Raw genomic sequence first — 21,721 nt, 5'->3', positions numbered from 1 at the left:
AGCCAGCCATGAAGCGAAGACTCGCTCTAACCGTTGCCACCCTGTTCGCCATCCACTCCCCTGCCTACGGTGCATCCATGACCCAGCCCGACATTAAGCTCAATCCCCATCCCCGGATGCGTTACGAGATCACCGTCAAGGTCGAGGGTGCGCCGGGTCCGTTCGATCGTATCGAGGGCGTGGTGGACTACCGCGTGGCTAACGAAGCCTGCGTACCGCTAACGCCGGTCACGGGTGCCACGGTGCCGCCGGAGAAGCGGGTGCCGATCAAGCTCACGCCGGCTGGTGACAACGTCTACAAGGGCGAGATCTTCGCCGACCTCCTGCAAGACGAGGATTATTTCGGCAAGGGCGTCTGCCATTGGTCGGTGGTCGCCACGAGTGCCAACCTCTGGGTGAAGCAGGTCGACTTCAGCGCGCCGCTGTTCCATGACGACCTGCTCAAAGGCAAGGCCGCCACGCGCTACTACTCCAACCGGTCCTATGCGACGACGCAGATGGATCGTGTCGACGTGGGTGAGGCGAATCGCGCGCAGTACCAGGATGAAGCCAACGCCACGTTCTCCGTGACGCTGCATGCCGAGGAGAAGCATCCGTGAGCCTCTCATCGACCGACTACGCGCTGCTTTCGCAGGATGCCTACCAGGATCCCGTACTCAACAAACCCAAGGAACTGGGCGGCGTCAATTACGAAGCGATCGACGTGGCCAACAACCCGGTCACCGGCTTCCAGGCCACGGCCTACCGCCGCATGGATACGGGCGAGGTCGTCATCGCGTATCGCGGCACCGAGTTCAAGCGCGAACCGGTGCAGGACGGTGGCGTGGATGCCGGCATGGTGCTGGCCGGGATCAACCTCCAGCAGGCCGATTCGGAGGCCTTCACCCAGCGCGTGCTCGAGCGCGCCAAACTCGATGCCGATTTGCACCATCGCCCCCTGCAGGTGACGGTGACTGGCCATTCGCTGGGCGGTACGCTGGCGGAGCTCAACGCGTCGAAGTTCGGCCTGCACGGCGAGACCTTCAACGCCTATGGCGCCGCCAGCCTGCGGGGTAACGTACCCGAAGGGGGTACGCAGGTCATCGACCACGTACGCGCCGGTGATCTGGTCAGTGCGGCCAGCCCGCATTTCGGCGAAGTGCGCATCTACGCGGCACAGCAGGACATCGACACGCTATCCCGCGCCGGCTACAAGGACGACGGCAGCATCCTCACTCCGCGCAACCCCATCAAAGCCACGGACTTCAGCGCCCACGCCATCGACAACTTCGTGCCCAACAGCAAGCTGCTGGGTCACTCCATCATCGATCCGGAAAACCAGGCGCGGTACACGGCGCACGAGAACATGGTGGATCGCTACCGCAACGATGTTCGCGACATTCGCCTGGGCCTGTCCGCCAGCTGGGAGATTCCCAAGGCGATCGGTGAGCTGAAAGACAACATCGAGCACCGCGTGGGCGAGGCCGTGGGTGCCGGGGTACTTGCCGTCGAGCACGGCGTCGAGCATGTAACGCAGCAGGCCAGGGAAGGCTTCGACCACCTCAAGGAAGGCGTGCAGCACGTGGGCCGTGATATCGCGGACGGCTTCCACGCCGCCGAGGAAAAAGCCCATGCCGCGTGGAACACCGTGACGCACCCAGGCGCGTGGTTCAGCCATGACAAACCGACCGTTCCCCTGGACCACGCCGCCCACCCCGACCACCCGATGTTCCAGCAGGCACAAAAGGCCGTGCATGCCATGGACAAGGCGCAGGGCCGCCAGCCGGACGTGGTCAGTGACAACGTCGCCGGTAGCCTGGTGGTCAAGGCACGCCAGGACGGCCTGCAGCGCATCGACAGCGCGGTGCTGAGCGACGATGCGCAGCGCATCTACGGCGTGCAGGGTACGCCCGAATCCCCCTTGAAGCGGGTTACCGAGGTCCCCACCGAGCAGGCCGTGAATACGAGCGTGGCGCAAAGCAGCGAGGCATGGAACCGTGCGGCGCAGCAGGCCTCGCAGGCGCAGGCGGCGCAGGCGCAAGCACAGGCTCAGCAGCAGCCGCCCACCCGCGATCACAACGCACCCGGTCCAGGGCTGTAAGCGCGGATGAAAGCCGTTACCACCGCGCAGACAAGCGTGACCGTCAAACAGGAGATAAACGTGACGACTGACCGTTCGAAGTCCGCCTACTTGAACACACGATGGTTGGTGGGCCTGCTGACAGCGCAGCTGGTCGTCCTTCCGAGTACCGTCATCGCAGCCGATGCTGCCAAGGTTCCCACCACGACGGCCACTTCCACAAAAGTACCGAAGGCTTTCAGCGCTTACGGCTCCACTTCCGTCGAAGGCGGCGAATGCGTCGCGGGAAATGTCACGAAGGAAGGCATGAACGGTCGTGCCTTTGTCTATTTCAAGGATGCACGGACACAGCAGCTACGCTGGGTCACCGCTATCCCGGTATCGCCCGACTATTATCAGAATCGGGCTACCCACTGCTTCGCCATGGGTGGATCGCTGTTCGTACTGGTGCAGAGCGACACCAACCAGGCCACGTCGCTGTCGCAGACTCTACTTAACGTGGTCGAGCTATCTCCAGCTGACGGGAAGATCGTGAGCGACCGGTACGCTGACGTGCCGGGTGTCGACGCGGCCTATTCATCGTGGGTCGACAAGGGCAAGGAGGGCTTTCACGAAGACCATGGCCAGATCAAGGTCTCGGGACAGTATTTCCTGATGGCTGATCCAAACAAGCGGATGCCGTTTACCGCCACCCTTCCCGCCCATCCGTCGAAGTAAGGACAAGGACCTTAACCATGACGACGCCGCAGCAACAGTTCATCGTCGATATCTACCCCGCCGTGCACAAGGTCGCACAGGAAACTGGTGTCTCGGAGAAACTGCTTCTAGCGCAGGCTGCCGCAGAAACAGGCTGGGGCCAGAAGACGCTGGCTGGAACGAACAATCTTTACAACATCAAGGCCGACTCAGGCTGGCACGGCGAGTCCAAGACCTTCCATGTTCCTGAGTTCCGGAACCATCATCGGGTCATGGAGGATGCCAAGTTCCGGGTGTACGGGTCGTACGAGGAATCGATCAAGGACCGTATCAAGTTCGTGCAGGAAAACCCGACCTACGCCAAGCACGGCTTGAACGATCCGGGCGTCAAGGGCAACCTCGAAGGCGAAGCCAAGGCGTTGCAGGCGGCCGGCTATGCGACCGATCCCAACTACGCCAAGAACCTCATCGAAATCGCCAATGGACCCACCATGCGCAAGGGCCTGGCCCTAGCCACGGGCCATGACCAACCGGCCCACAGCCAAGGAAACGGTAAAAGCCACGCGGCCGACAGTCACGCCGACAAAGGCGTCCTCCGCAAGAACGACGACAGCAAGGACGTTGGCGAACTCCAGGCCTCGCTACAGAAGCTGGGTTACAAGAATCCCGACGGCACGCCGCTCGGCACCGATCACAAGTTTGGCGCCAACACCGAAGCCGCACTGAAGGCCTTCCAGCGCGACCACGGCCTGAAGGACGATGGCGTCGCAGGCCCCAAGACGTTCGAAGCGCTCAAAGCGGCCCAAGAAAAGTCGGTGACGGCCACGCTCGCCGATCCCAGCCACAAGGCCAACGGTCTGTACACGCAGGCCGACGCTGGCGTCTGCCGTATCGATCGCGAGTACGGGCGTGAGCCTTCGCTGCAGAGCAGCCAGTTGTCCGGCTCGCTTGCCACGTCCGCAGTGCTGGCCCAGATGAGCCGCATCGACCACGTCGTACTCAGCGACGATGCCCGCACGATGTACGCCGTGCAGGGCGACCTCAAGTCACCCTTCAAGTCGATGGCCGAGGTCGACGTGGTTCGGGGGTTGAACACGCCGCTGGCACAGAGCACCCAGATCGTCGACGCCCACCTGGCGCGTGCGGCGACACAGGCTCAGGTCCAGCAGCAGACACAGCCGCTGCAGGAACAGGCTCCGACTCAGCCACTGACACCACTGACGCCCACGCCGACATCGACGCAGCACACGTCAGGTCCGAGTCTCTGAATCGTCAGCCCAGGGCGCTACAATCCTGGTACACAGAACGCATAGCAGGAAGGGGCGATGCAGGCGTCGCTCCCTCTGCGACTTAAAGGTCTAAGGGCGAACAACGCATGAGCAAAAACAGGGGATATTGGGCGGCCGGGCTTCTGCTCGTCGCATTGGTCATGGGGGAGATGCTTTCGGGCTACCTCACCCTGTCGTTTCTCGGCCTGGGCCAGGTGCCGCTGAGGTTCGCCACCTATTACGAATACATCCGCGCCCTGGACCTCCCGCAGGTCCAGCCGTATGCGTGGAAGATCAAGGCCGCTGGCGGCATCGGGTTCTTCGTGCCCCTGGCCGCATGGTTGGTCAGCCTGTATTTCCTCACCCGAAAGAAGAAGCAGGCCATGCACGGCGATGCCCGCTTCGCCACGGCCGCCGACCTGCGCAAGCAGAAAATGCTTTCCCCCGCGGACAACGGCATCCTCGTCGGCAAGTTCAAGGGCGAGCTGGTCCGCCTGCCCGGGCAGCAGTTCGTGATCCTCGCGGCACCCACACGCTCGGGCAAGGGCGTGGGCGTGGTCATCCCCAACCTATTGGACTACCAGGAATCCATCGTGGTCCTGGATATCAAGCAGGAGAACTTCGACCTGACCAGCGGCTGGCGCAAGTCGCAGGGACAGGAGATCTACCTGTTCAACCCGTTCGCGGAAGACCGACGAACGCACCGCTGGAATCCGTTGAGCTATGTCTCAAATGACCCGGCGTTCCGCGTGTCGGACCTGATGAGCATCGCCTCGATGCTCTACCCGGACGGTTCGGACGACCAGAAATTCTGGGTCAGCCAGGCACGCAATGCCTTCATGGCGTTCTCGCTGTACCTGTGCGAGAAGTACGAGCACGACGAGAACAAGGGCCTGCCGGCCATCCTGCGCAACAAGCCCACGCTGGGCATGATCTACCGCCTGTCCTCGGGTGACGGCACCGACCTGCGCGAGCTGTACACGCGCCTGTCGAAGGAACCGTTCCTCAGCGCCAACGCGCAGTCGGCGTTCGCCAACATGCTGTCGCAGGCCAACGAGACCTTCGCATCCATCCTCGGCACCTTCAAGGAACCGCTGAACGCCTGGATCAATCCGGTGCTGGACGCGGCCACCAGCGAAGACGACTTCCTGCTGACCGATGTGCGCAAGAAGAAGATGACCATCTACATCGGTATCCAGCCCAACAAGCTGGCCGAGAGCCGACTGATCGTCAACCTCTTCTTTAGCCAACTCATCAACCTCAATACCAAGGAGCTGCCGCAGAACAACCCGGCGCTCAAGCACCAGTGCCTGTTGCTGATGGACGAGTTCACCTCCATCGGCAAGGTGGAGATCATCGCGTCCGCCGTGTCGTACATGGCCGGCTACAACATCCGCCTGCTGCCGATCATCCAGAGCATGGCCCAGCTGGATGCCACCTACGGCAAGGACGTCTCGCGCACGGTCATCACCAACCATGCGCTGCAGATCGTCTACGCGCCGCGTGAGCAGCAGGATGCCAACGACTACTCCGACATGCTCGGCTACACCACCGTGCGCCGGGAGAACATCACCAAGAGCAAGAAGGGCGATATCTCCAAGAGCCATTCGGAAGAGAAGCGCGCCCTCATGCTGCCGCAGGAGCTCAAGGCGATGGGTACGGAGAAGGAAGTGTTCCTCTACGAGGGCATCCCGCATCCGGTGATGTGCGAGAAGATCCGCTATTACCAGGACAAGTACTTCACCTCGCGCCTGATGGAAAAGGCGAAGGTCGAGCCGCTGACGATCTGATGACTCGCCGCTTGCGTGTAGTTTGGCGAAATGTCACTAATCGGATTGACCTATGAAGTTACTTTCCAGGACCCTGTTACTGATCGCCGCCATGGCGTCGTTCGCAGCCAACGCCGGCGTCGCCACGCCCGCACCGACGATGTGCGCCAAAGGTGACCAGCCTGTGTTCTCCTGCCCGCTCGCTGGCGGAAGCAAGACGGTCTCCATCTGCGCGGCGGGGGACGTCGCCCACGGTGCAGGCCGTTTCTACTACGGCTATGGCCGGGTCGGTGCCACGCCTGAACTGACATACCCTGCCAGCGGAGAAACAGCCGCTTTCACGCGTACCCACCTCATGTTCGGCGGCAACAGCGGCGGATATGCGTATGCGTTCACCAACGCGGGTTTCAAATACGTCGTCTACTCGGTATCGGGAGCCAACAACCTTCAGGAAGGCGGATTGACGGTCACCAAGGGTGGCCAGACGAAACCGCTTAAACAGATCACCTGCCAAGCCGGCAAGATCATCGACACGGAAGACGATGCGCTCATCGACGCCACGCTCAAGTGGAAGAGCGACCCTGCGATCGAGAAAACCGGGGTACCGGAGCGATAATCGCGCCGCGTGGGGCCACGCGGCACGTTGGCACAGAGCGACATGGAGGGCCTCGGTCATGCTGGACACGCCGAGAGCCAACGGCAAAACCTTCAGCATGGCGGCCCCGCGCGGTAATCGGACCACCGTACCCAAAGAACTAGCCGGCCGCCCAAAAGGCGGCCGGTTTTTTAGTGGCCTCAGCGATGCGGCGCCATCGGCTCCGGAGGCGTCGGCGTCGGCGCACTCTGCTGCTGTGCCTGGGTCGGCTGCGGCGCCGGGTTCTGTGGCTGTAACGCCGGCTGCCACTCGCGACTGCTCTGCTCCAGCGGCTTGGCCACAGACTGGGCCACGTCCACCTCGGCGATCCGCTTGAACGGCGAATTCAACTCGCCTTGTACCGCATAAGCACGCTTGGCGTCGTCGCTGAGCACGACGTGGTCGATCCGGGTCAGGCCCTGCTCGTGGGCCTTGTTCGCCAGCGAGCCGGCAAAGTTGTTGCTCATCTGGTCCGGCGTGCGCCCCTGCTGCGCATCGATCCCGTGCACGGCATCCAGCGCCTGCTTGTACATCGCGTTACCGGCGTGCGACGGATCGGCAAGGCCCGCGCTCTGGGCCACAGGACGCTGGGTAGCAGCGTGCAAGGCGTCCATCGTCTTCGATCCGGCAATGCCGTCCTCGGTCAGCCGGTGATCGCGCTGGAACGACTGCAACGCGTGCTTGGTGTTGCCGCCGAAATCGCCGTCCGGGTGCAGGGCCTTGCCGTCTGCGCCCTTGTAACCCAGAGCGGCAAGCTGACCCTGCAACACCTGGACCTGTGGAGCGCGATCGTGTTCGCGCAGCGTGCCGGCGCGCTGGATGTGATCCCCGCTGGCCTGGCTGTGCTGTGGTGCGCCCTGTCCGTGCGACGCGGCCTGTCCGTGCGCGGCAGGCGCGGCGGCCGGCTGGCTACGCACATGGCCGGGATGGGTGACATGCAGCAGCCGCTCGTCGGCACCGTTGCGATGCACATTCACGTCCAGGGTCTTGTCGGCGTTGACGTGGGTGGAAATATCCCGGCTGTTGAGCGTGCTCCACTGGCCGTTGACCAGCGCCTGCGCGTGGCCCGAACGATCCCATGTCACCAGGTCGCGGCCTTCCGCCACGAACCCGCGCTTGTTCTGCGTATTTGCATAGGACCCGCCCTCACCCAGCGCCTGCACCATGCCACGCGAGTGAGCCGGATCGGTGAACGCATCGCGGATGGCGGCGTATTCGTGCGGCAGGTTGGGATGGGTGGGGTCGTTACCAAGCTGCGTCGGATTGACCGTCGGGTTGGTGAGCACGTGGTCCCACGCCGGGCGTAGCGGATGGTTCGCACCCGTGGCTTGCAAGTCGTTGAACAGCGCCGTGCCGGCCAGCGCGTGGTCGCGGCCGTCGCGTACGTAATCCGGGTAGCGGTCGATCGAGTGCTTGACGTCGTCGACGCTGTGGTGCTCGTTGTTCTGCAACTGCCCGACCAGGCGATTGCCGTACACCTCGCTCTGGTTGTAGAGCTTGGCGGTCATCGTGATCAGCCGCGCTTGGTCCTGCTCCGACGCATGCTGGTACAGCGGCGTCTGCTGGAGCGGGCCGATCGCCTTGGTCATCAGGCGGTCCACCTGCGCGGTGTCGTGCCGGTGCACGAAGTCGACGCCCGCGTCGCTGGCCATGAAGCTGTCCAGGTGCGACTTGACTGTCGCGTCCAGCGGACGGCCATGCTGCGCGGTGATCTGGCGGCCGGTGCGCCCCAGGTCGTCGATCGTCTGGGTGCGCTGCGCCGCATTCAGGGCCCAGTCCGGGTGCGCCGTGCGTGCCCACGTCTGGTAGGCGTCGGTGAGTTGCGTGGCCACTTCGGGATGCTGGCCCAGGTCGGTCTGCAACGTACCGATGGAAAAGCCGCTGTTGCCGATCGGGTGCATCGCGGGGTTGCCGTGCGCGTCGTTGCGCACATTCCCCGCGAAACTCAATTTATAGGCGACATCGCCGCCTTCCGAACTCACGCCAATGGCGAAATACGACAGCGCCCTGGCTTCGTTATCGGTCAATCCTGGCATCTTCCAACTCCTGGTTAACGGTCGGTGTTACGGGGCGTCCTTGCACTGGGTATCGAGCGGCGCCCTGCCACCCTTCGGCACGCGGTCAAGCGTGACGTATTTCGAATAGTTGCCTTCGCTGGCCGGGCCCTCGGCCTGGTACCACGCCAGCCGCTTGCCCTCGGGCACGACATAGGCTGCGACATCGCCGTAGGCCGGGCACGCGGGATAGCCGCCGCGCTCGGCCGGGTCGGCACAGAAACGCGTATACAGCTTGCCGTCCCGCCACTCACCCTTGAAGCGACCCTGGCTGCCGGACTGATGGGTGCCGTCGGACCAGGTGCCTTCGGCCGTTTTTGCGGTGGACGCGGTGACGCCGAGCTGGGCGGCATGACCCAGGTTGCAGTCGCTGCGGTAGCCCCAGTCGCCGACCATGGCGGTGCCTGCGACGGCGCCCGTCGTGGACGGGGCCGTGGTCGCGCGCGAGCCGCCGGCCGTTTTCAGGCGCGCTGCGAGCTCGTCGGCCCGGAAGCTGGCCTGGGTGGTGGTGCATTCGTTCTTGGCCGTGCTACCCGCGGGCACGCCGCAAGACTGGTCGCGCCCGGCCACCCATTGACGCTCCTCGTCGCGAAGCGCCTTGCGTCCCGGCTCGTCCAGGGACTGCATCAGCTTCTTGTACACGGCATTGAGCCGCACATCCTGCGCGTCGTAGTTACGTGCCGCCTCGTCCTGGCCGGTCGGGGCCGCGGCAGCGACATGGCAGAGTGCCAGCGCCACGGCCAGGCCGCACCCGCGCAGGGCATCGCGTACCTGGATCCTATCCTTTCGCGTCACACGCATTGCAACTCCCGATGTGAGGTAACCCCTGTTCCCGCGCGGGAGGGTAACAGCGAAAGAGTGAATAATTCGCCATTACCCATCCCGCCCGGCCCGGCCGATGCCTAGCGCTTTTCGGCCTCGCGCTTTTCGCCCTCGACGAACTTGTCGTAGTAGCGCACGACCATCTCGGCGACCTCGCTGTTGATGACATGGCCGTCCATCGTCGGATGGTCCACCGCCATTTCCGTCGCGGCATACATCACCTCGGTGGAGAGTCTCATCGCTACGCGCAGCGCTTCCGGGTCCGCGCTCGGGTAGCGGTCACGAAGACCCTTGAAGCTCGTTTCCGCCACGTCGTCGTGCGAATCGAGACGGATATGGCGCAACGTGGGTATGGCGCGCAGCGCTCGCATGATCCACACGGCACCGGGAAAGGCCAGCGTGGCGGCATTGATCGCCGCCTGCATGTCGCGCAGGCCACGGATGCTGGCCTCGCGCGAGCCGTCGTACTCCAGTGCCTGCTCCTCTTCCAGCCACGCGCGATAGGCCTTGTTCTGGCAGGCCATCAGGCGTTCGCCCAACACCTTGAGGATGGCGTACTTGTTGGGGAAATAGCGATACAGCGCCGGCGGCGAGATGCCCGCCTGGGCGCAGATCAGGTTCGTCGAAAGCCGTTCCACGCCGACTTCTCCAAGCAGCCGCGCAGTGACCTCGAGGATCGACTCGAAGGTTTCCAACGAACGCTGCTGGACCGGCTGCTGCTTGGTGTCCAGCGGTATCGCCGGACGCGCGTCGTTCTTCCTTCGACGCGTAACGCTTTTCATGGGTCCACCTCGAAAGGATTGATCGCAAATTCTGACGAATCAGGCGAGGGCTTTCGCATGATAGTTCTTCCATGCGTGCACGCACGTTGCAACGCAAGACGCAGGCTTTCCGCGCCAGACGCCATGTAAACGTCAAGGCACTGTCACGTGCACACGATAGCTTTGATTACTGTTTTAAACACCCCTCCCCCACAGCTTCCATCCCATGCCCTTCGGCCTCGTCAGAGCTGACCGTTGCGGGTCACCGCGCGGCCGATTTACGCAGGAGTTTCGACGCAATGCATCAGACGGTACGGTTTGGATTCGGCCTGGCGGCACTCGCCACCGCCATCGGCGCGACGGCAGGCATCACGGACGCCGGCATCACGAAACAGACGACCACCCTGCAAGGTGTCGCGGTATCCGCAGGCGTGGACGATCCGAATCTCGCACCACCCGGCAGCGCCGCGGCGCTCGCGCCTTCACAGGGCAACCTGTTCGAGATCGAACCGCAGTCGGTGCTGAGCGCGAATTTCATCCACACGATCGCGACACCGAAGGCGGACTACCTGGCGCTGGTGGAACTCACGCCTTCCGCGGTGAACGCCGCTCCGAACGGTGCCGGCCTGTCCAGCAAGAGCGCCACCATACGCGGTTTCCAGGACGGCGAATACGACGTGACGTTCGACGGCATTCCCTTCGGCGATCCCGGCGCTTTCGGCCACGCCACCACGGCGTTCTTTCCGGGGCCATCCCTGGACAAGGTGGTGGTCGACCGTGGCCCGGGAACGGCCAGCAACCTCGGCAACGCGACCTTCGGCGGCACCGTGGCGCTGTACTCTGCACCCACTACGGACAAACCGTCCGGCCAGGTGTCCGCCATGTACGGCAGCGGCGCCACGTGGCAGGTGGCCGGCACCGGCAACACCGGTGCGATGAACAAGATCGGCACCGAGGCATCGGTCAATTACAGCCACACCGAATCCGACGGCCTGATCGACCACGCCGGCTTTCGCCAGGACAACGTGCTGTTCAAGGTCAGCCAACCGGTCGGCGAGAACACGACACTGACCCTGGTAGCCGACTACAACAAGGTGAAGTGGAACACCTTCACCGCCCAGCCCCGGAAGCGCACCGACCTCTATGGCCTGGAGTTCGGTGGCCTGAACGACGATCCGACCTCGCAGGGCTACGCCAGCTACAACATCGACGACCGCCATGCCGATTTCGAATACCTCCAGCTGCATGGCGACTACGGCGACTGGCGCGTCGACAACAAGTTCTACACCTACGGCTTGCGTGACAGCGGTCCGGGGGCCGTGAGCCTGATCGGCTCGGTGCCGAACAACGCACTCCTACCCGGTGGTGGTGTCCCGGGTGCGTTCAACAACAGCCGGTATCGCGCGGTGGGCGATTTCCTCACCGCGGAGAAAGACGTCGGTAGCGGCTGGCTCCAGAGCACCGTGAAAGCAGGTATCTGGGCCGAGCGCACCTACCAGGTACAGGACCAGGTGACGGTGGATCTTTCCACGATGACACCGCGCGTCCTCAAGGGCGAGCCGAACGCCAACATTATCGACACCCGCCAGCACACGAACACCACGCAGAGCTACCTCGAGATCGACTGGCATCCGCTGGAGAACCTGAGCATCGTGCCGGGCGTGAAGCAGATCGTGTTCAACCGCACGCTCGACGGTGTCTCCAACTTCCTGCCGGTGGGCGGTAGCGGCCATTTTTCCACCACGCTCACCTCCGTGGCGGCAAACTACCGGTTCTCGCCGAACCTGGCCGCGTATGCGCAGGTAGCCAAAGGCTTCCAGGCGCCCAAGGTCAACATCCTGCAGGGCACAACCGGCACCGGCAACGTCGAGCCGCAGACCACCACGAACTACCAGGCCGGCGTGGTCTGGAAGACCCCGACCACCGTGGCGGACGTGGACGTCTACTACATCGACTTCGGCAACCTGGTCACCAGCGTCGATGAACCGATCGGGCCCGGCGGCGCCTTGGTCAGCGTATTCGTGAACCAGGGCGGCGTGATCTACAAGGGCGTGGAAGGCGAGCTCACGCACATCCTGGGCGACTCCGGGTTCAGCGTGACCGCCAACGGCAGCATCAACAGCGCGTATTCGAAGACGACCCGCCGGCAGATCGCCAATGCGCCGATGTCCACGGCGGATGCCGGCTTCATCTACGACCACGGCCCGCTGTATGGCTCGTTCCTGGTCAAGTACGTGGGCACGCGCTTCGCCGGCGTGGGCGAGACCGGTGGCGCCACGTACAACCCGAACACGCGGTTGCCCCGCTACAACTACACCAATTTCAACATCGGCTACCGCTTCACGCCCGACCTGAGGCTACAGCTGTCGACCAACAACCTGTTCGACCATCGCACCGCGATCCAGGGCAACGGCCTGGCCAAGGACCCGACGTACTACTACCTGGCACGGCGCAACTACACCGTGCAGGCCACCTACACGTTCTGATCGGACGGTTGAACAGGAAAGTGCACCGATGCATACCCACCGCTCCACGGTACGAAACACCTTCGCTGTCGCCCTCGCCTGCCTGATCCTCGCAACGCCTGCCGCCATGGCCGCCGACCATGCCGGCGACGTCGATCCGCTCATCGGATCGGACTGGTTCGGCGAGGTGTTCGTCGGCGCCACCCTGCCCTTCGGTATGGTCAAGGTCGGCCCGGACCTGCGCGACTACGGTTATCGCAAGGGCTTCCAGAGCACCGGCGACATCCGCAGCTTCTCGCACCTGCACCTCAGCGGCGGATCGGGCAAATACGAGAACGTGCGCGTCATGGCCACCACCGGCGAACTGGAACCCGGCGCGTTCCACTCGCCACGGGCCAACGAGGTGGCCGCCGCAGGTTACTACGCCGTGGACCTCACGCGATACGGCGTAAAAGCCGAGATGACCGCCACGCGCCGCGTGGGCATGCATCGCTACACCTTCGCGAAGGACGGCGACGGCCACATCACGCTCGACCTCGACCTGCTCTACAAGGACACCGGCCCGGAAAGCCAGCGGTTCCTCGGCGGCGAACTGCGCGTGGCCTCGCCCACCGAGGTCACGGGCGTGGGGCATTACGTCGGTGGCTGGAACGAAGGCGGCCCGTACGATGTGTATGTGGACATGATCGTCGACACTCCGGCGTCGGGCACGCGTACGTGGCACGACACCGCCGTGAGCAACGCATCGACGGTGAGCACCACCGGCGCCATGCCACTCGGTGTCTCGTTCGATTACGCGGTCAAAGGCGGCCAGGCGATTCAGGCGAAGGTCGGCATCTCGTTCGTCAGCGAAGCCCAGGCCCGCCGCAACGCGGCGACCGAAGCGCGCGGTTGGGATTTCGACGGCGTGCACCAGGCGGCGGTGGCAGCGTGGAACAAGGCACTGGGACGTATCGAGATCGCGGGAGCGGATGCGGCCCGGCGCCGCATGTTCTACACGGCGCTCTACCACACGATGATGATGCCGTCCGACCACACGGGCGAAAACCCGAAGTGGACCTCGAACGAGCCGTACTACGACGACTTCCAGGCCATCTGGGATACGTTCCGTAGCCAGGGCCCGCTACTGACCCTGATCGCGCCGGACGTGCAGCGCGACATCGCGCGCTCGCTGGTCGATACCTTCCGCCACACCGGCTACATGCCCGATGCGCGGGTCGGTAACGATAACGGACGCACGCAGGGCGGCAGCAATGCCGATGTGCTGGTGGCCGATGCGTACGTCAAAGGGCTGACCGGCATCGACTACGCCACGGCGTTCAAGGCGATGATGAAAGACGCCACCGTCGCTCCCGCCGATGCACGCAAGGAAGGACGTGGCGGCCTGGAGACCTACAACCGCCTGGGCTACGTGGCCCAGCCCACCGAGCGGGCCGGGTCGCGCACCGTGGAATATGCTTACGACGACTTTGCCATCGCCGAGTTGGCCTGTGGCCTGGGCCACGCCGACGAGGCAAAGCGTTACCGCGAGCACGCCGGTAACTGGGCCAACCTGTGGGATGCCATGAGCGCGCAGGAAGGCGTCACCGGCTTTCTTCGTCCCCGCAACGCCGATGGCAGCTGGGCTGCGCAGTACCTGGTCCGCCGAGGCACCTGGCCGGACTTCTACTACGAAGGCGATCTGTGGACGTATTCGCTCTACGCCCCGCAGGACGTCCGCCGGTTGATCGCGCTATCGGGCGGTAACGCGGCCTTTGTGAAGCGCCTGGACACGGTGTTCGACAACCTGCATTTCGACATGACCAACGAGCCGGGCTTCCTGATCCCGGACCTCTATCTCTGGGCAGGACGACCCGACCTCACGGCCGATCGTGTCACGACGTTCCTGCACCGCGCGTTTGGTGCGAATCGCTCCGGCATTCCGGGCAACGACGATTCCGGTGCGATGTCCAGCTGGTACGCGTTCCAGTCGATGGGTTTCTATCCGAACGCGGGACAGGACGTCTACCTGATCGGCACGCCCTCGTTCAGTGAATCGCGGATCGATCTGGGCGGTGGCAAGACCTTTACCGTGCATGCCACGAACTTCACGCCGGACGGTACGAACCGTTATGTGCAGTCGGCCACGCTCAACGGAAAGCCACTCGATACCGCGTGGTTCCGCCACGGCCAGATCGACAAGGGCGGCACCCTCGACCTCGTCATGGGGCCGTCGCCCTCGCGCTGGGGCACCACGTCGCCCCCGCCGTCCCTGGCCGATCCCGACTTCGCCCTGTGCACACGCGTCCGCCACTGATCGCCCCGAGGATACCCATGGCTTCCCTTCGTTTCCGCCTGCTGCCGCTCGCCGCGGCCTCGTTCCTCGTCGCATCGGCCGCGTTCGCCGCGACGAGTGACCTCCGCCTCAACCAGATCCAGGTCATCGGCACGCACAACAGCTATCACGCCGGCTTTGCCCCCAGCGCCACGCGGGTGATGCAGAAGGAAGCGCCGAAGGAGTTCGCGGCGATCGACTATCGCCACCCTTCCCTGACCCGCCAACTCGACGACGGCGTGCGCCAGGTGGAGCTGGATGTTTTCGCGGATGCCAAGGGCGGCCTGTACCTCGACCCGGCGATCGACCACCTCATCGCGATGAACGGCCTCCCGCCCGACCCGCCGACCGCGGCGCCGGGCGTCTGGGAGAAACCCGGCTTCAAGGTCATGCATATCCAGGGCGTGGACCAGCGCAGCACCTGCCAGCCGTTCACCGCCTGCCTGACCGAACTGCGTGCGTGGTCGCGCGCGCACCCGGGACACGCGCCGCTGTTCGTGCTGGTGGAAACCAAGGACGAGCCGCTCAAGGCGAAGATCCCGACCGTGACGCCGGAGCCCTTCACGCCCGCCGTCTTCGATGCCCTGGATGCGGAGATCGCGTCGGTGTTTCCGCGCGACGAGATGATCGTTCCCGACGATGTGCGCGGCGATCACACCCGCCTCGACGAGGCCGTACGTGCAGGTGGCTGGCCCAGCCTAAGCAAGGCACGCGGCAAGGTGGTGTTCCTGCTCGATCAGCGCAAGGTGGAAGGCGTGTACGGCGAAGGCCATCCCTCGCTACGCGGCCGGCTGATCTTCACCAACGCCACGCCGGGCGCCGACGATGCCGCGTTCACCGAGTGCAACGAGTGTTCGGCGAATGAGATAGACGCGCTGGTGCATCGTGGCTATATCGTGCGTGCGCGGACCGACGATCCGGCGCAAGGGCAAGGCGTCAAGAACGACACGACACGCCGCGATGTCGTACTGGCCAGCGGGGCCCAGTTGATCAGTACGGATTACCCGGCGGGCGAACCGTCGGAGCACGGTTACTCGGTGGGTTTTCCGGGTGGGATGACGGTGCGGTGCAATTCGGTGGTTACGACGAAGGGGCAGTGCCAGCACGCGGCGCTGGAGGCCTCCGGAAAGACCGTTACGCTGACATCAGCGACGGCGTTGCACCAACGCCTTGCCTCGCCGGATTACGTCGCCCGCTGAGGCCCAATCTACGATGCTTGCAGCCTCACAGAAGATACGAAGCCTATTCCAGAAGCTCGGGGATGCCAGCCACAACCTGTAACGCCACGTCATCCACATAAGCGCGGCACGATCCACAAGACATGCCTAGTATCTTCCCGCCAGGATCGCCGCCCCCGCGGCTAGAAGAATATGCCTCAATGCCGCCGTGCGACCATGAGCTTTTACTATCTGTAGAACTGTGCTTGCCTTAGAGACGAAAACTAAGGCACTCCACCATTTCCATCCTCGCTCTGGGATTGAGTCTACTCAAGGCGGGGGAAGTCGGAAATCCCACACGCCCTCGATTGAGCTAGCCTCTTTCGACCATCGAAGACCGGAGACGAAACATGCTGGAACGAGGAACCTGGCTCAACGAACCGCCGCACTGGAACATCGCCGACGACGCCCTGCACGTCACGACAGGTCCGGAGGGCGACTTCTGGCGCCATACCTACTACGGTTTCGTACACGACTCCGGTCACGTACTCGCCGTCCCGGTATCCGCTCACTTCACCGCACAGGTCTTCGTCGAAGCGGACTTCCAGCATCTCTACGAACAGGCCGGCCTTATGCTCCGGGCGAGCCCCGCGATATGGTGCAAGGCCGGCGCGGAGTTCAGCGACGGCGAACGGATGATCGGCAGCGTGCTGACCCAGGAGAAATCCGATTGGGCGACCTGTCGCATGCCCGAAGCATCCGGCGGTTTCTGGGTACGGATGACGCTGAAGGACGGCGTGCTACGTGTGCAATATTCGACCGATGGCCATCGCTGGCCGCTGCTTCGGCTGTGTCCATTCCCCGCTGAGGATGGACTTTTGATCGGGCCGATGTGTTGTTCGCCGCAGGGCGAAAGCCTTCGGGTGACGTTTCGTCATTTTTCGGTCGGGGTGGCGCAGAGGAAGGACCTGCATGACCTGAGTTGACAAAGAAATCTGAGAGCAGACCTCACCTCCAAGGCGGGCACGGACGCGACTACATTGCTGCGAATTAGCTCGTCCCACGGCACAGCCACAAGCCTTCTGCAGGCTACTCAGTGGCGCTGCTGGGCCTTGCAGGGGAAGTTGAGGCCCTAGCCGCGACGCCCATTAATCGCGTCACCGAGCCCGAAACGCGGAAAGTGCGACTTCCGCATAGTCTCCGGCGTATAGGAGCGCTCGGCGCTTATCAGCGAAAACGATCGGGCATTGATGAGCAAAAATCTCCCTAGATCGCCTCGAGATTCGTACCGAGGGTATGAAGCCGCCATCCGTAGCTTCGGCATCAATCTCAACCGTGGTGTCTTCTCTCATCGGGGTCATGATGACTCCCGCTCGGATGACGAGGACGTAACGGGCGCGTAGGGTACGTAGCTGATCAAGCCGTCCCTCACCATGATCCGCACCGCGTATGAGCATGCGCGTTGAACGGACGTAGCGCCGCAGCGTTCGCTCAGCCGTAGTGCAGCGTGGAGGCCCTCTACGGCTTCGCGCGTCTCCCCGAACCCTCGATCTGCCGCCATCTCGCGAAGTGCGGACATATGGACCTCGGCCTGGCTCACGTCGTCGGATTTAAGGGCAAGGAATAGTTCAAAAGCCTTTCGCGATAAGGCGTGATGACGACCGACCGGCGAGAGACGGCCAAATAGCGCCGTCCATACGTCTTCGGCCGCTCCATCGGATACCTGGAGCGCATCGTCGAAGGCTCTGCCGGCGTTTATTCGTTGCTGAAGTTGTTGGCGAAGCATGTGCCTTCCCCCATTAGGAACCCACTAACGATCGGGAAGCATCACGCGTGCCAAATCTAAGCCTATGAATTTGCAGTTAACTTAGCTTTGGCTTTGCCGAAAAAGTGCCACTTCTTGCCTGGGGAGGGCAGTTCTTGGCGAGGGGTCACCAACCCTGTTCGTCGAATACTGCCGATGACCGACGACCTTGGGCAGATTATCCTGCTCCGCGTCAGGCGCGCACCGTTTCCCAAGTGCTGTCGTGCCGCTCGACTTTCACGATAGCGTGCCCACCGGAGAGTTCGATCACTGGTGCGTACCTGACCGCAAGAGCAACAGCTTCGCCCTCGGTTGCCCTCTCGTCGACCGCATGCTGATCCCAGCGCACCCGCCACGACAAGGGCCGTGAGTATAAAGGCGGTTATGGCACTCACCTCCATACGCACAATTTTTATCTGATGTGGGAGCCTACGCATGGCACTTCGAAACGCGCCTACTCAGCGATGAACTTCTACCGGTCGACGTGATCGGCCTCCTGCCCTGGCAAGCCCGTATCTCCTACTTTCTCACGGGCTTCAGCGGCCCGATTTAGATAATGCCGGCGGATGACATCAAGTGACTTCTCGTCGAGTTCTTCCAGATCCAATAGCGCGGCATTGGCACCCTTCATGGCGTATATTAGTTCGTCCAGCTTGATTTGCATCGCCTCGGTGTCACGGTTCTGTGTGTTCTGAATCAGGAACACCATGAGGAAGGTGACAATCGTCGTGCCGGTGTTAATGACCAACTGCCAAGTATCGCCGAAGCCGAACACAGGACCGCTGGCTGCCCAGATAACCACAATGCCGGCGGCAGCCGCGAACGTCGCTGGCCTACCAGCAGCTTTGGCCACAGCCATCGCCATGCGCGTAAACAGCGACTGCTTCTTCTGAGTCATCGCAACGCTCTCATAAGGCCGAACTTACTTCATCGTACGGCCCGCGTATTTAATACGTGAAGGTCGCCTAGGCCATATGCAGTAAGCAACACTGCGGTTCATTAGACGGACCCAGCCATTCTGCCTGCCGACCTTCTGCGCCACCTGCGCTGTGCTGGACTCGGTGCCCACCGTAGCCTTGTGGTAGTCGCTTAGCGAGGGTGCACACGATGACCACCGCATTGACCTGTGTCGGAACGCAGCATAGCGCAGTGAAAAATGCCTCGGGTGGCCGCTCCGGTCGTGTCGCGCAGCGTCCTCCTTGCCCCCTCACCATCGTCAACGGCATGTATCCACGTGGCCAGAAACGGTTGACGCTGCATCAACGCGCGAGTAGCAAAGCTTTTCCGGAAGGATCGAGTGCATGGCAGCCAATGGCTGCATTTGCTCCGCTTGCCATTGCCGCCTCGTCATTGTCCACGCCGATCCCGTGACGACGTACGCGTGGGCCAGCGCACTGGAGCATCGAGGCGCCCGCATCGCAGGCATCCCACTGTTCATCAATTCGCCGCAGGAGAATGCGCCATGCCCGAGAAAAAGACCGTCGCGAAAGCGGCCAAAGACAAACGCGAAGGCAAATCTGCCTCGACGCAAGCGGGCGAATTCGTGCATGAACAAATCGAACATATCCGAAAAGGAAAGCACGGCGCGCGCTCGGCGAAGCAAGCCATCGCTATAGGCCTGTCTGAAGCCCGCAGGGCTGGCGTGAAAGCCAAGCCACCCAAAACTGCCAGTACGTCGACCAAGAAGAAAGCCGCCCAGGACACCGCGAGCGCTAAAGAGCGCTCATCGGGAACGGCGACCAAGAAATCGGCGACGCGGAAGCGCGCCACGACGAAAGCGCTCAAACGAGAAGGCAGCGCAGCTGTATCCAAGCGCGCGTTGTCGGCTCACGCAAAGAAGACTGCGGCGAAGCGCTCCTCGGCGAGCAAGTCCGCTGCAGCAAAGAAGGCAGCCAAGACCAAGGGGCCAGCAACTCGAAAGGCTGCCGCAAAGAAAGCTGCGCGGACGCGCGCTAAAAAGTCCTCGTAGCTTCCATCGGGGCGAGCCTCATCGAACGACCAGCTTCCAACGCGCATGAGCCGGCGACGCACGCACTCCGGAAGAAAGATTGGATGCTTCGTTACTGCGAATTCGAGCTGAAGGCACAAGCATCTCGGTCAGCATCAGCATCAGCATCGGCGTTTCGGGGTGAACCAAGGGCACCACGGATGAGACCGTCGGGACCAGGGCTCACCCCTTCGGCCTAAGCAACGCGTCCGAGGCGCCGTACTTGCTCAGAAGCCCTTCTGTACCTGCACCCACGCGCGGACACCGTGCGTATCGCCAAGCATGGCCGGGCGCGCGCCAACGGGATGGGCCACATCCGCACTGACGGTCCATTGGTCCTCGCTCTGCCAACGCATGCCCAGGCCGACATTCTGCATGTGGGCGCTATTGGTGCCTGGTGCGAACCGGTCTTTATACAGGCTCACACGCCCGGCGTCGGCAAATGCCAGCGCGGTCAGGCTTCCGGGCATGCCGACCCGGAGCGTCCGACGAAACTCGAGGTTCACCATTTGCCCCTGGCTGCCTGCCAGGACACCGGTATCGTAGCCGCGCACATTGTTCGCCCCGCCCAGGTAGAACTGCTCGGCCGTGTCGACATTCTTGTTCGCCCACTGCCCCTGAAACCCGACGTACAACGCATTGTTGTCCGACAGCTGCTGCAGACGGGCGACGGACAGGGCGTATTTGAGGTAATGCCCCTTGGTCTGCGCGCTGATGGCATCGACAAACTCGGCGAACGCGTCGTTGAACCCGAGCAGACCATAGGTAGCGGCCAGACTGAAATTGGTCACGCCATGGGCGTCGCGCTGATCGCCAGCGAGTGTCGCTGTCCACCCATACGTGTGACGAAGTGTCCGGACGCCTACGATGTCGATCGAATCGTTGAGATGACGCCTGTCGTAGCCAAGCTGACCATAAAGATTGCCATCGGTCGAGCGAATCAACGGATGGCTGACGAAAACGCTGGCCACTTGTGCGGTGCCGTGCGCATCGAGCACGCGCAAGTCGCCCTTGAGCTTGTAGTCGAGTGATGAGACTGCCGCGCCCACCACGGTGCCTTCGCCATTCACCAAATAGCGGTAGCCCAGGCGGCCATAGTTCATGTTAGAGCCCGCAGTGAGTGCGGTCGCGTCGAGCACATCACCCTGATGGAATAGCCCGTTGACATTGAAGGTGCCGGTCAGGCGCGCGCGACCGGTATAGCGATTGCCGTAGTCGTCCAGAGCCAGGACACCGGTGTAACGCGGGCGATCGTCCGTGCGCACGTCAAGGTCGGACGTGCCCGGTTCCGCACCGGGGCGCAGCGCGGACGACTCCGTCACACCCGCGATGTCGCCGAGCAGAAGTAGGCTGCGATCAAACCCATGGGCCGAGACCGGCATGCCTTCCTTAAGTGGAGCCAGGGTGGCCAGCAACGGCCCGTCGTGGGTTGTGCTGTGGTTTTCCAGCGTGACCTTGCCCAGCCGCGCCTCCTGAACGGCAATGTGCACCGTGCCGCTGGTCAAGGTTTGCGCGGGCACATATGCGACTGTCAGCGGGTAACCCTTTGCGCGGTAGACTGCCGTGATCTTGGCAGCGAGGACATTGAGCTGTCCGAGCGTGAGGTCGCTGTTCTCGCTCGGACCGACCAGGGCACGCAGCTCCTCGGGAGGCACCAGCGTGTTGCCCGTGATCTCGATACGGACGACGTGGAACGGTGCGCTGTCGCCCCGTGCGGCGGGGACTTCCGGCGCGACGGTCAGGCCGGTGTCGTCCGAGCGCTGAAGAGAAGGCGTCGCTGGCACTTGGCGGAGCAAATCGCCCGCTTGTGGCGTCCGCACCTGCGCGGCCGCACCTGGGGCGATAGCCAGCAAGATGCAGGCACCCAGAACGTTCACAGCACGCTTAGGAAATTGAACCATGGTCATCGGTAAGCCGTTTCGAATTCGAGG

Annotated in this window: 17 protein-coding genes; 12 read left to right on the top strand and 5 right to left on the bottom strand. The window is 63.1% G+C overall.

The genetic code is table 11. The annotated features are described in order from the left end of the window. The first annotated feature begins 8 nt into the window (after window positions 1-8). The 6 genes from FA89_RS19210 (at window position 9) to FA89_RS10325 (ending at window position 6,408) form a co-directional block, all read left to right on the top strand. Window positions 9-599 (top strand): hypothetical protein, encoded by a 591-nt coding sequence (locus FA89_RS19210; protein WP_185754310.1) that lies wholly within the window; start codon window positions 9-11, stop codon window positions 597-599. Further along, window positions 596-2,080, top strand: a complete 1,485-nt coding sequence (locus tag FA89_RS19205; RefSeq protein WP_051938673.1) for an XVIPCD domain-containing protein — start codon at window positions 596-598, stop codon at window positions 2,078-2,080. Before FA89_RS19210 ends, FA89_RS19205 begins: the two co-directional genes overlap by 4 nt. A gap of 6 nt (window positions 2,081-2,086) precedes the next feature. Further along, a complete protein-coding gene (locus tag FA89_RS10340; protein WP_185754309.1) occupies window positions 2,087-2,776 on the top strand; it encodes a hypothetical protein in 690 nt (229 codons plus the stop codon). A 17-nt stretch (window positions 2,777-2,793) separates the two neighbouring features. Continuing rightward, complete coding sequence (locus tag FA89_RS19200; protein ID WP_051938672.1) at window positions 2,794-4,023, top strand: glucosaminidase domain-containing protein; 1,230 nt, start codon at window positions 2,794-2,796, stop codon at window positions 4,021-4,023. A gap of 107 nt (window positions 4,024-4,130) precedes the next feature. Continuing rightward, entirely contained in the window at window positions 4,131-5,813 is a 1,683-nt protein-coding gene (locus FA89_RS10330; protein WP_036140551.1) for a type IV secretory system conjugative DNA transfer family protein, read from the top strand. Between the two features lie 91 nt (window positions 5,814-5,904). Next, complete coding sequence (locus FA89_RS10325) at window positions 5,905-6,408, top strand: hypothetical protein (RefSeq protein WP_185754308.1); 504 nt, start codon at window positions 5,905-5,907, stop codon at window positions 6,406-6,408. A gap of 179 nt (window positions 6,409-6,587) precedes the next feature. Here the strand turns inward: FA89_RS10325 and FA89_RS19195 are convergent, their stop codons facing one another. The 3 genes from FA89_RS19195 to FA89_RS10305 form a co-directional block, all read right to left on the bottom strand. Then, complete coding sequence (locus FA89_RS19195; protein ID WP_081916454.1) at window positions 6,588-8,462, bottom strand: peptidoglycan-binding domain-containing protein; 1,875 nt, start codon at window positions 8,460-8,462, stop codon at window positions 6,588-6,590. A 27-nt stretch (window positions 8,463-8,489) separates the two neighbouring features. After that, window positions 8,490-9,281, bottom strand: coding sequence for a lysozyme inhibitor LprI family protein (locus FA89_RS10310; protein ID WP_036140547.1), 792 nt, complete (start codon window positions 9,279-9,281; stop codon window positions 8,490-8,492). 101 nt (window positions 9,282-9,382) lie between these two features. Further along, entirely contained in the window at window positions 9,383-10,084 is a 702-nt protein-coding gene (locus FA89_RS10305) for a TetR/AcrR family transcriptional regulator (RefSeq protein ID WP_036140546.1), read from the bottom strand. Between the two features lie 278 nt (window positions 10,085-10,362). Here FA89_RS10305 and FA89_RS10300 point away from each other — a divergent pair, with 278 nt between their 5' ends. The 4 genes from FA89_RS10300 to FA89_RS10285 all read left to right on the top strand — a co-directional run bounded on the left by FA89_RS10300 (window position 10,363) and on the right by FA89_RS10285 (window position 16,985). Beyond that, window positions 10,363-12,549 (top strand): TonB-dependent receptor, encoded by a 2,187-nt coding sequence (locus tag FA89_RS10300; RefSeq protein ID WP_036140545.1) that lies wholly within the window; start codon window positions 10,363-10,365, stop codon window positions 12,547-12,549. A 28-nt stretch (window positions 12,550-12,577) separates the two neighbouring features. Continuing rightward, window positions 12,578-14,824 (top strand): GH92 family glycosyl hydrolase, encoded by a 2,247-nt coding sequence (locus FA89_RS10295; protein ID WP_081916449.1) that lies wholly within the window; start codon window positions 12,578-12,580, stop codon window positions 14,822-14,824. 17 nt (window positions 14,825-14,841) lie between these two features. Further along, window positions 14,842-16,041 (top strand): phosphatidylinositol-specific phospholipase C1-like protein, encoded by a 1,200-nt coding sequence (locus FA89_RS10290; protein ID WP_081916446.1) that lies wholly within the window; start codon window positions 14,842-14,844, stop codon window positions 16,039-16,041. 368 nt (window positions 16,042-16,409) lie between these two features. After that, on the top strand, window positions 16,410-16,985 hold the full coding sequence (locus FA89_RS10285; RefSeq protein ID WP_036140544.1) for a DUF1349 domain-containing protein: 576 nt from the start codon (window positions 16,410-16,412) through the stop codon (window positions 16,983-16,985). Between the two features lie 1,290 nt (window positions 16,986-18,275). On the opposite strand, the gene FA89_RS10275 is transcribed toward FA89_RS10285, so the two are convergent. Continuing rightward, complete coding sequence (locus FA89_RS10275; protein ID WP_036140540.1) at window positions 18,276-18,701, bottom strand: low affinity iron permease family protein; 426 nt, start codon at window positions 18,699-18,701, stop codon at window positions 18,276-18,278. Between the two features lie 209 nt (window positions 18,702-18,910). Between FA89_RS10275 and FA89_RS20165 the strand changes: the two genes are divergently transcribed. Together FA89_RS20165 and FA89_RS19630 are read left to right on the top strand one after the other, a co-directional pair. After that, window positions 18,911-19,174, top strand: coding sequence for a hypothetical protein (locus FA89_RS20165; protein WP_185754307.1), 264 nt, complete (start codon window positions 18,911-18,913; stop codon window positions 19,172-19,174). A gap of 91 nt (window positions 19,175-19,265) precedes the next feature. Beyond that, a complete protein-coding gene (locus tag FA89_RS19630; protein ID WP_081916444.1) occupies window positions 19,266-19,772 on the top strand; it encodes a DUF6496 domain-containing protein in 507 nt (168 codons plus the stop codon). A gap of 245 nt (window positions 19,773-20,017) precedes the next feature. On the opposite strand, the gene FA89_RS10265 is transcribed toward FA89_RS19630, so the two are convergent. Next, window positions 20,018-21,697, bottom strand: coding sequence for a ShlB/FhaC/HecB family hemolysin secretion/activation protein (locus FA89_RS10265; RefSeq protein WP_036140537.1), 1,680 nt, complete (start codon window positions 21,695-21,697; stop codon window positions 20,018-20,020). Window positions 21,698-21,721 lie beyond the last annotated feature (24 nt).

The organism is Luteibacter sp. 9135 (genome assembly GCF_000745005.1).
Classification (GTDB): Bacteria; Pseudomonadota; Gammaproteobacteria; order Xanthomonadales; family Rhodanobacteraceae; genus Luteibacter.
Note: the sequence above shows the minus strand (reverse complement) of the source record. Positions and strands in the feature narration are given on the sequence as shown.

What these genes read in the sequence shown, in the direction of transcription:
- FA89_RS10265 (WP_036140537.1), bottom strand. Translation starts at nt 21,697, where the DNA reads ATGACCATGGTTCAATTTCCTAAGCGTGCTGTGAACGTTCTGGGTGCC.
- FA89_RS10300 (WP_036140545.1), top strand. Translation starts at nt 10,363, where the DNA reads ATGCATCAGACGGTACGGTTTGGATTCGGCCTGGCGGCACTCGCCACC.
- FA89_RS19200 (WP_051938672.1), top strand. Translation starts at nt 2,794, where the DNA reads ATGACGACGCCGCAGCAACAGTTCATCGTCGATATCTACCCCGCCGTG.
- FA89_RS10310 (WP_036140547.1), bottom strand. Translation starts at nt 9,281, where the DNA reads ATGCGTGTGACGCGAAAGGATAGGATCCAGGTACGCGATGCCCTGCGC.
- FA89_RS19630 (WP_081916444.1), top strand. Translation starts at nt 19,266, where the DNA reads ATGCCCGAGAAAAAGACCGTCGCGAAAGCGGCCAAAGACAAACGCGAA.
- FA89_RS10340 (WP_185754309.1), top strand. Translation starts at nt 2,087, where the DNA reads ATGAAAGCCGTTACCACCGCGCAGACAAGCGTGACCGTCAAACAGGAG.
- FA89_RS10325 (WP_185754308.1), top strand. Translation starts at nt 5,905, where the DNA reads ATGGCGTCGTTCGCAGCCAACGCCGGCGTCGCCACGCCCGCACCGACG.
- FA89_RS10305 (WP_036140546.1), bottom strand. Translation starts at nt 10,084, where the DNA reads ATGAAAAGCGTTACGCGTCGAAGGAAGAACGACGCGCGTCCGGCGATA.
- FA89_RS10330 (WP_036140551.1), top strand. Translation starts at nt 4,131, where the DNA reads ATGAGCAAAAACAGGGGATATTGGGCGGCCGGGCTTCTGCTCGTCGCA.
- FA89_RS10295 (WP_081916449.1), top strand. Translation starts at nt 12,578, where the DNA reads ATGCATACCCACCGCTCCACGGTACGAAACACCTTCGCTGTCGCCCTC.
- FA89_RS10290 (WP_081916446.1), top strand. Translation starts at nt 14,842, where the DNA reads ATGGCTTCCCTTCGTTTCCGCCTGCTGCCGCTCGCCGCGGCCTCGTTC.
- FA89_RS10275 (WP_036140540.1), bottom strand. Translation starts at nt 18,701, where the DNA reads ATGACTCAGAAGAAGCAGTCGCTGTTTACGCGCATGGCGATGGCTGTG.
- FA89_RS19210 (WP_185754310.1), top strand. Translation starts at nt 9, where the DNA reads ATGAAGCGAAGACTCGCTCTAACCGTTGCCACCCTGTTCGCCATCCAC.
- FA89_RS10285 (WP_036140544.1), top strand. Translation starts at nt 16,410, where the DNA reads ATGCTGGAACGAGGAACCTGGCTCAACGAACCGCCGCACTGGAACATC.
- FA89_RS20165 (WP_185754307.1), top strand. Translation starts at nt 18,911, where the DNA reads ATGACCACCGCATTGACCTGTGTCGGAACGCAGCATAGCGCAGTGAAA.
- FA89_RS19195 (WP_081916454.1), bottom strand. Translation starts at nt 8,462, where the DNA reads ATGCCAGGATTGACCGATAACGAAGCCAGGGCGCTGTCGTATTTCGCC.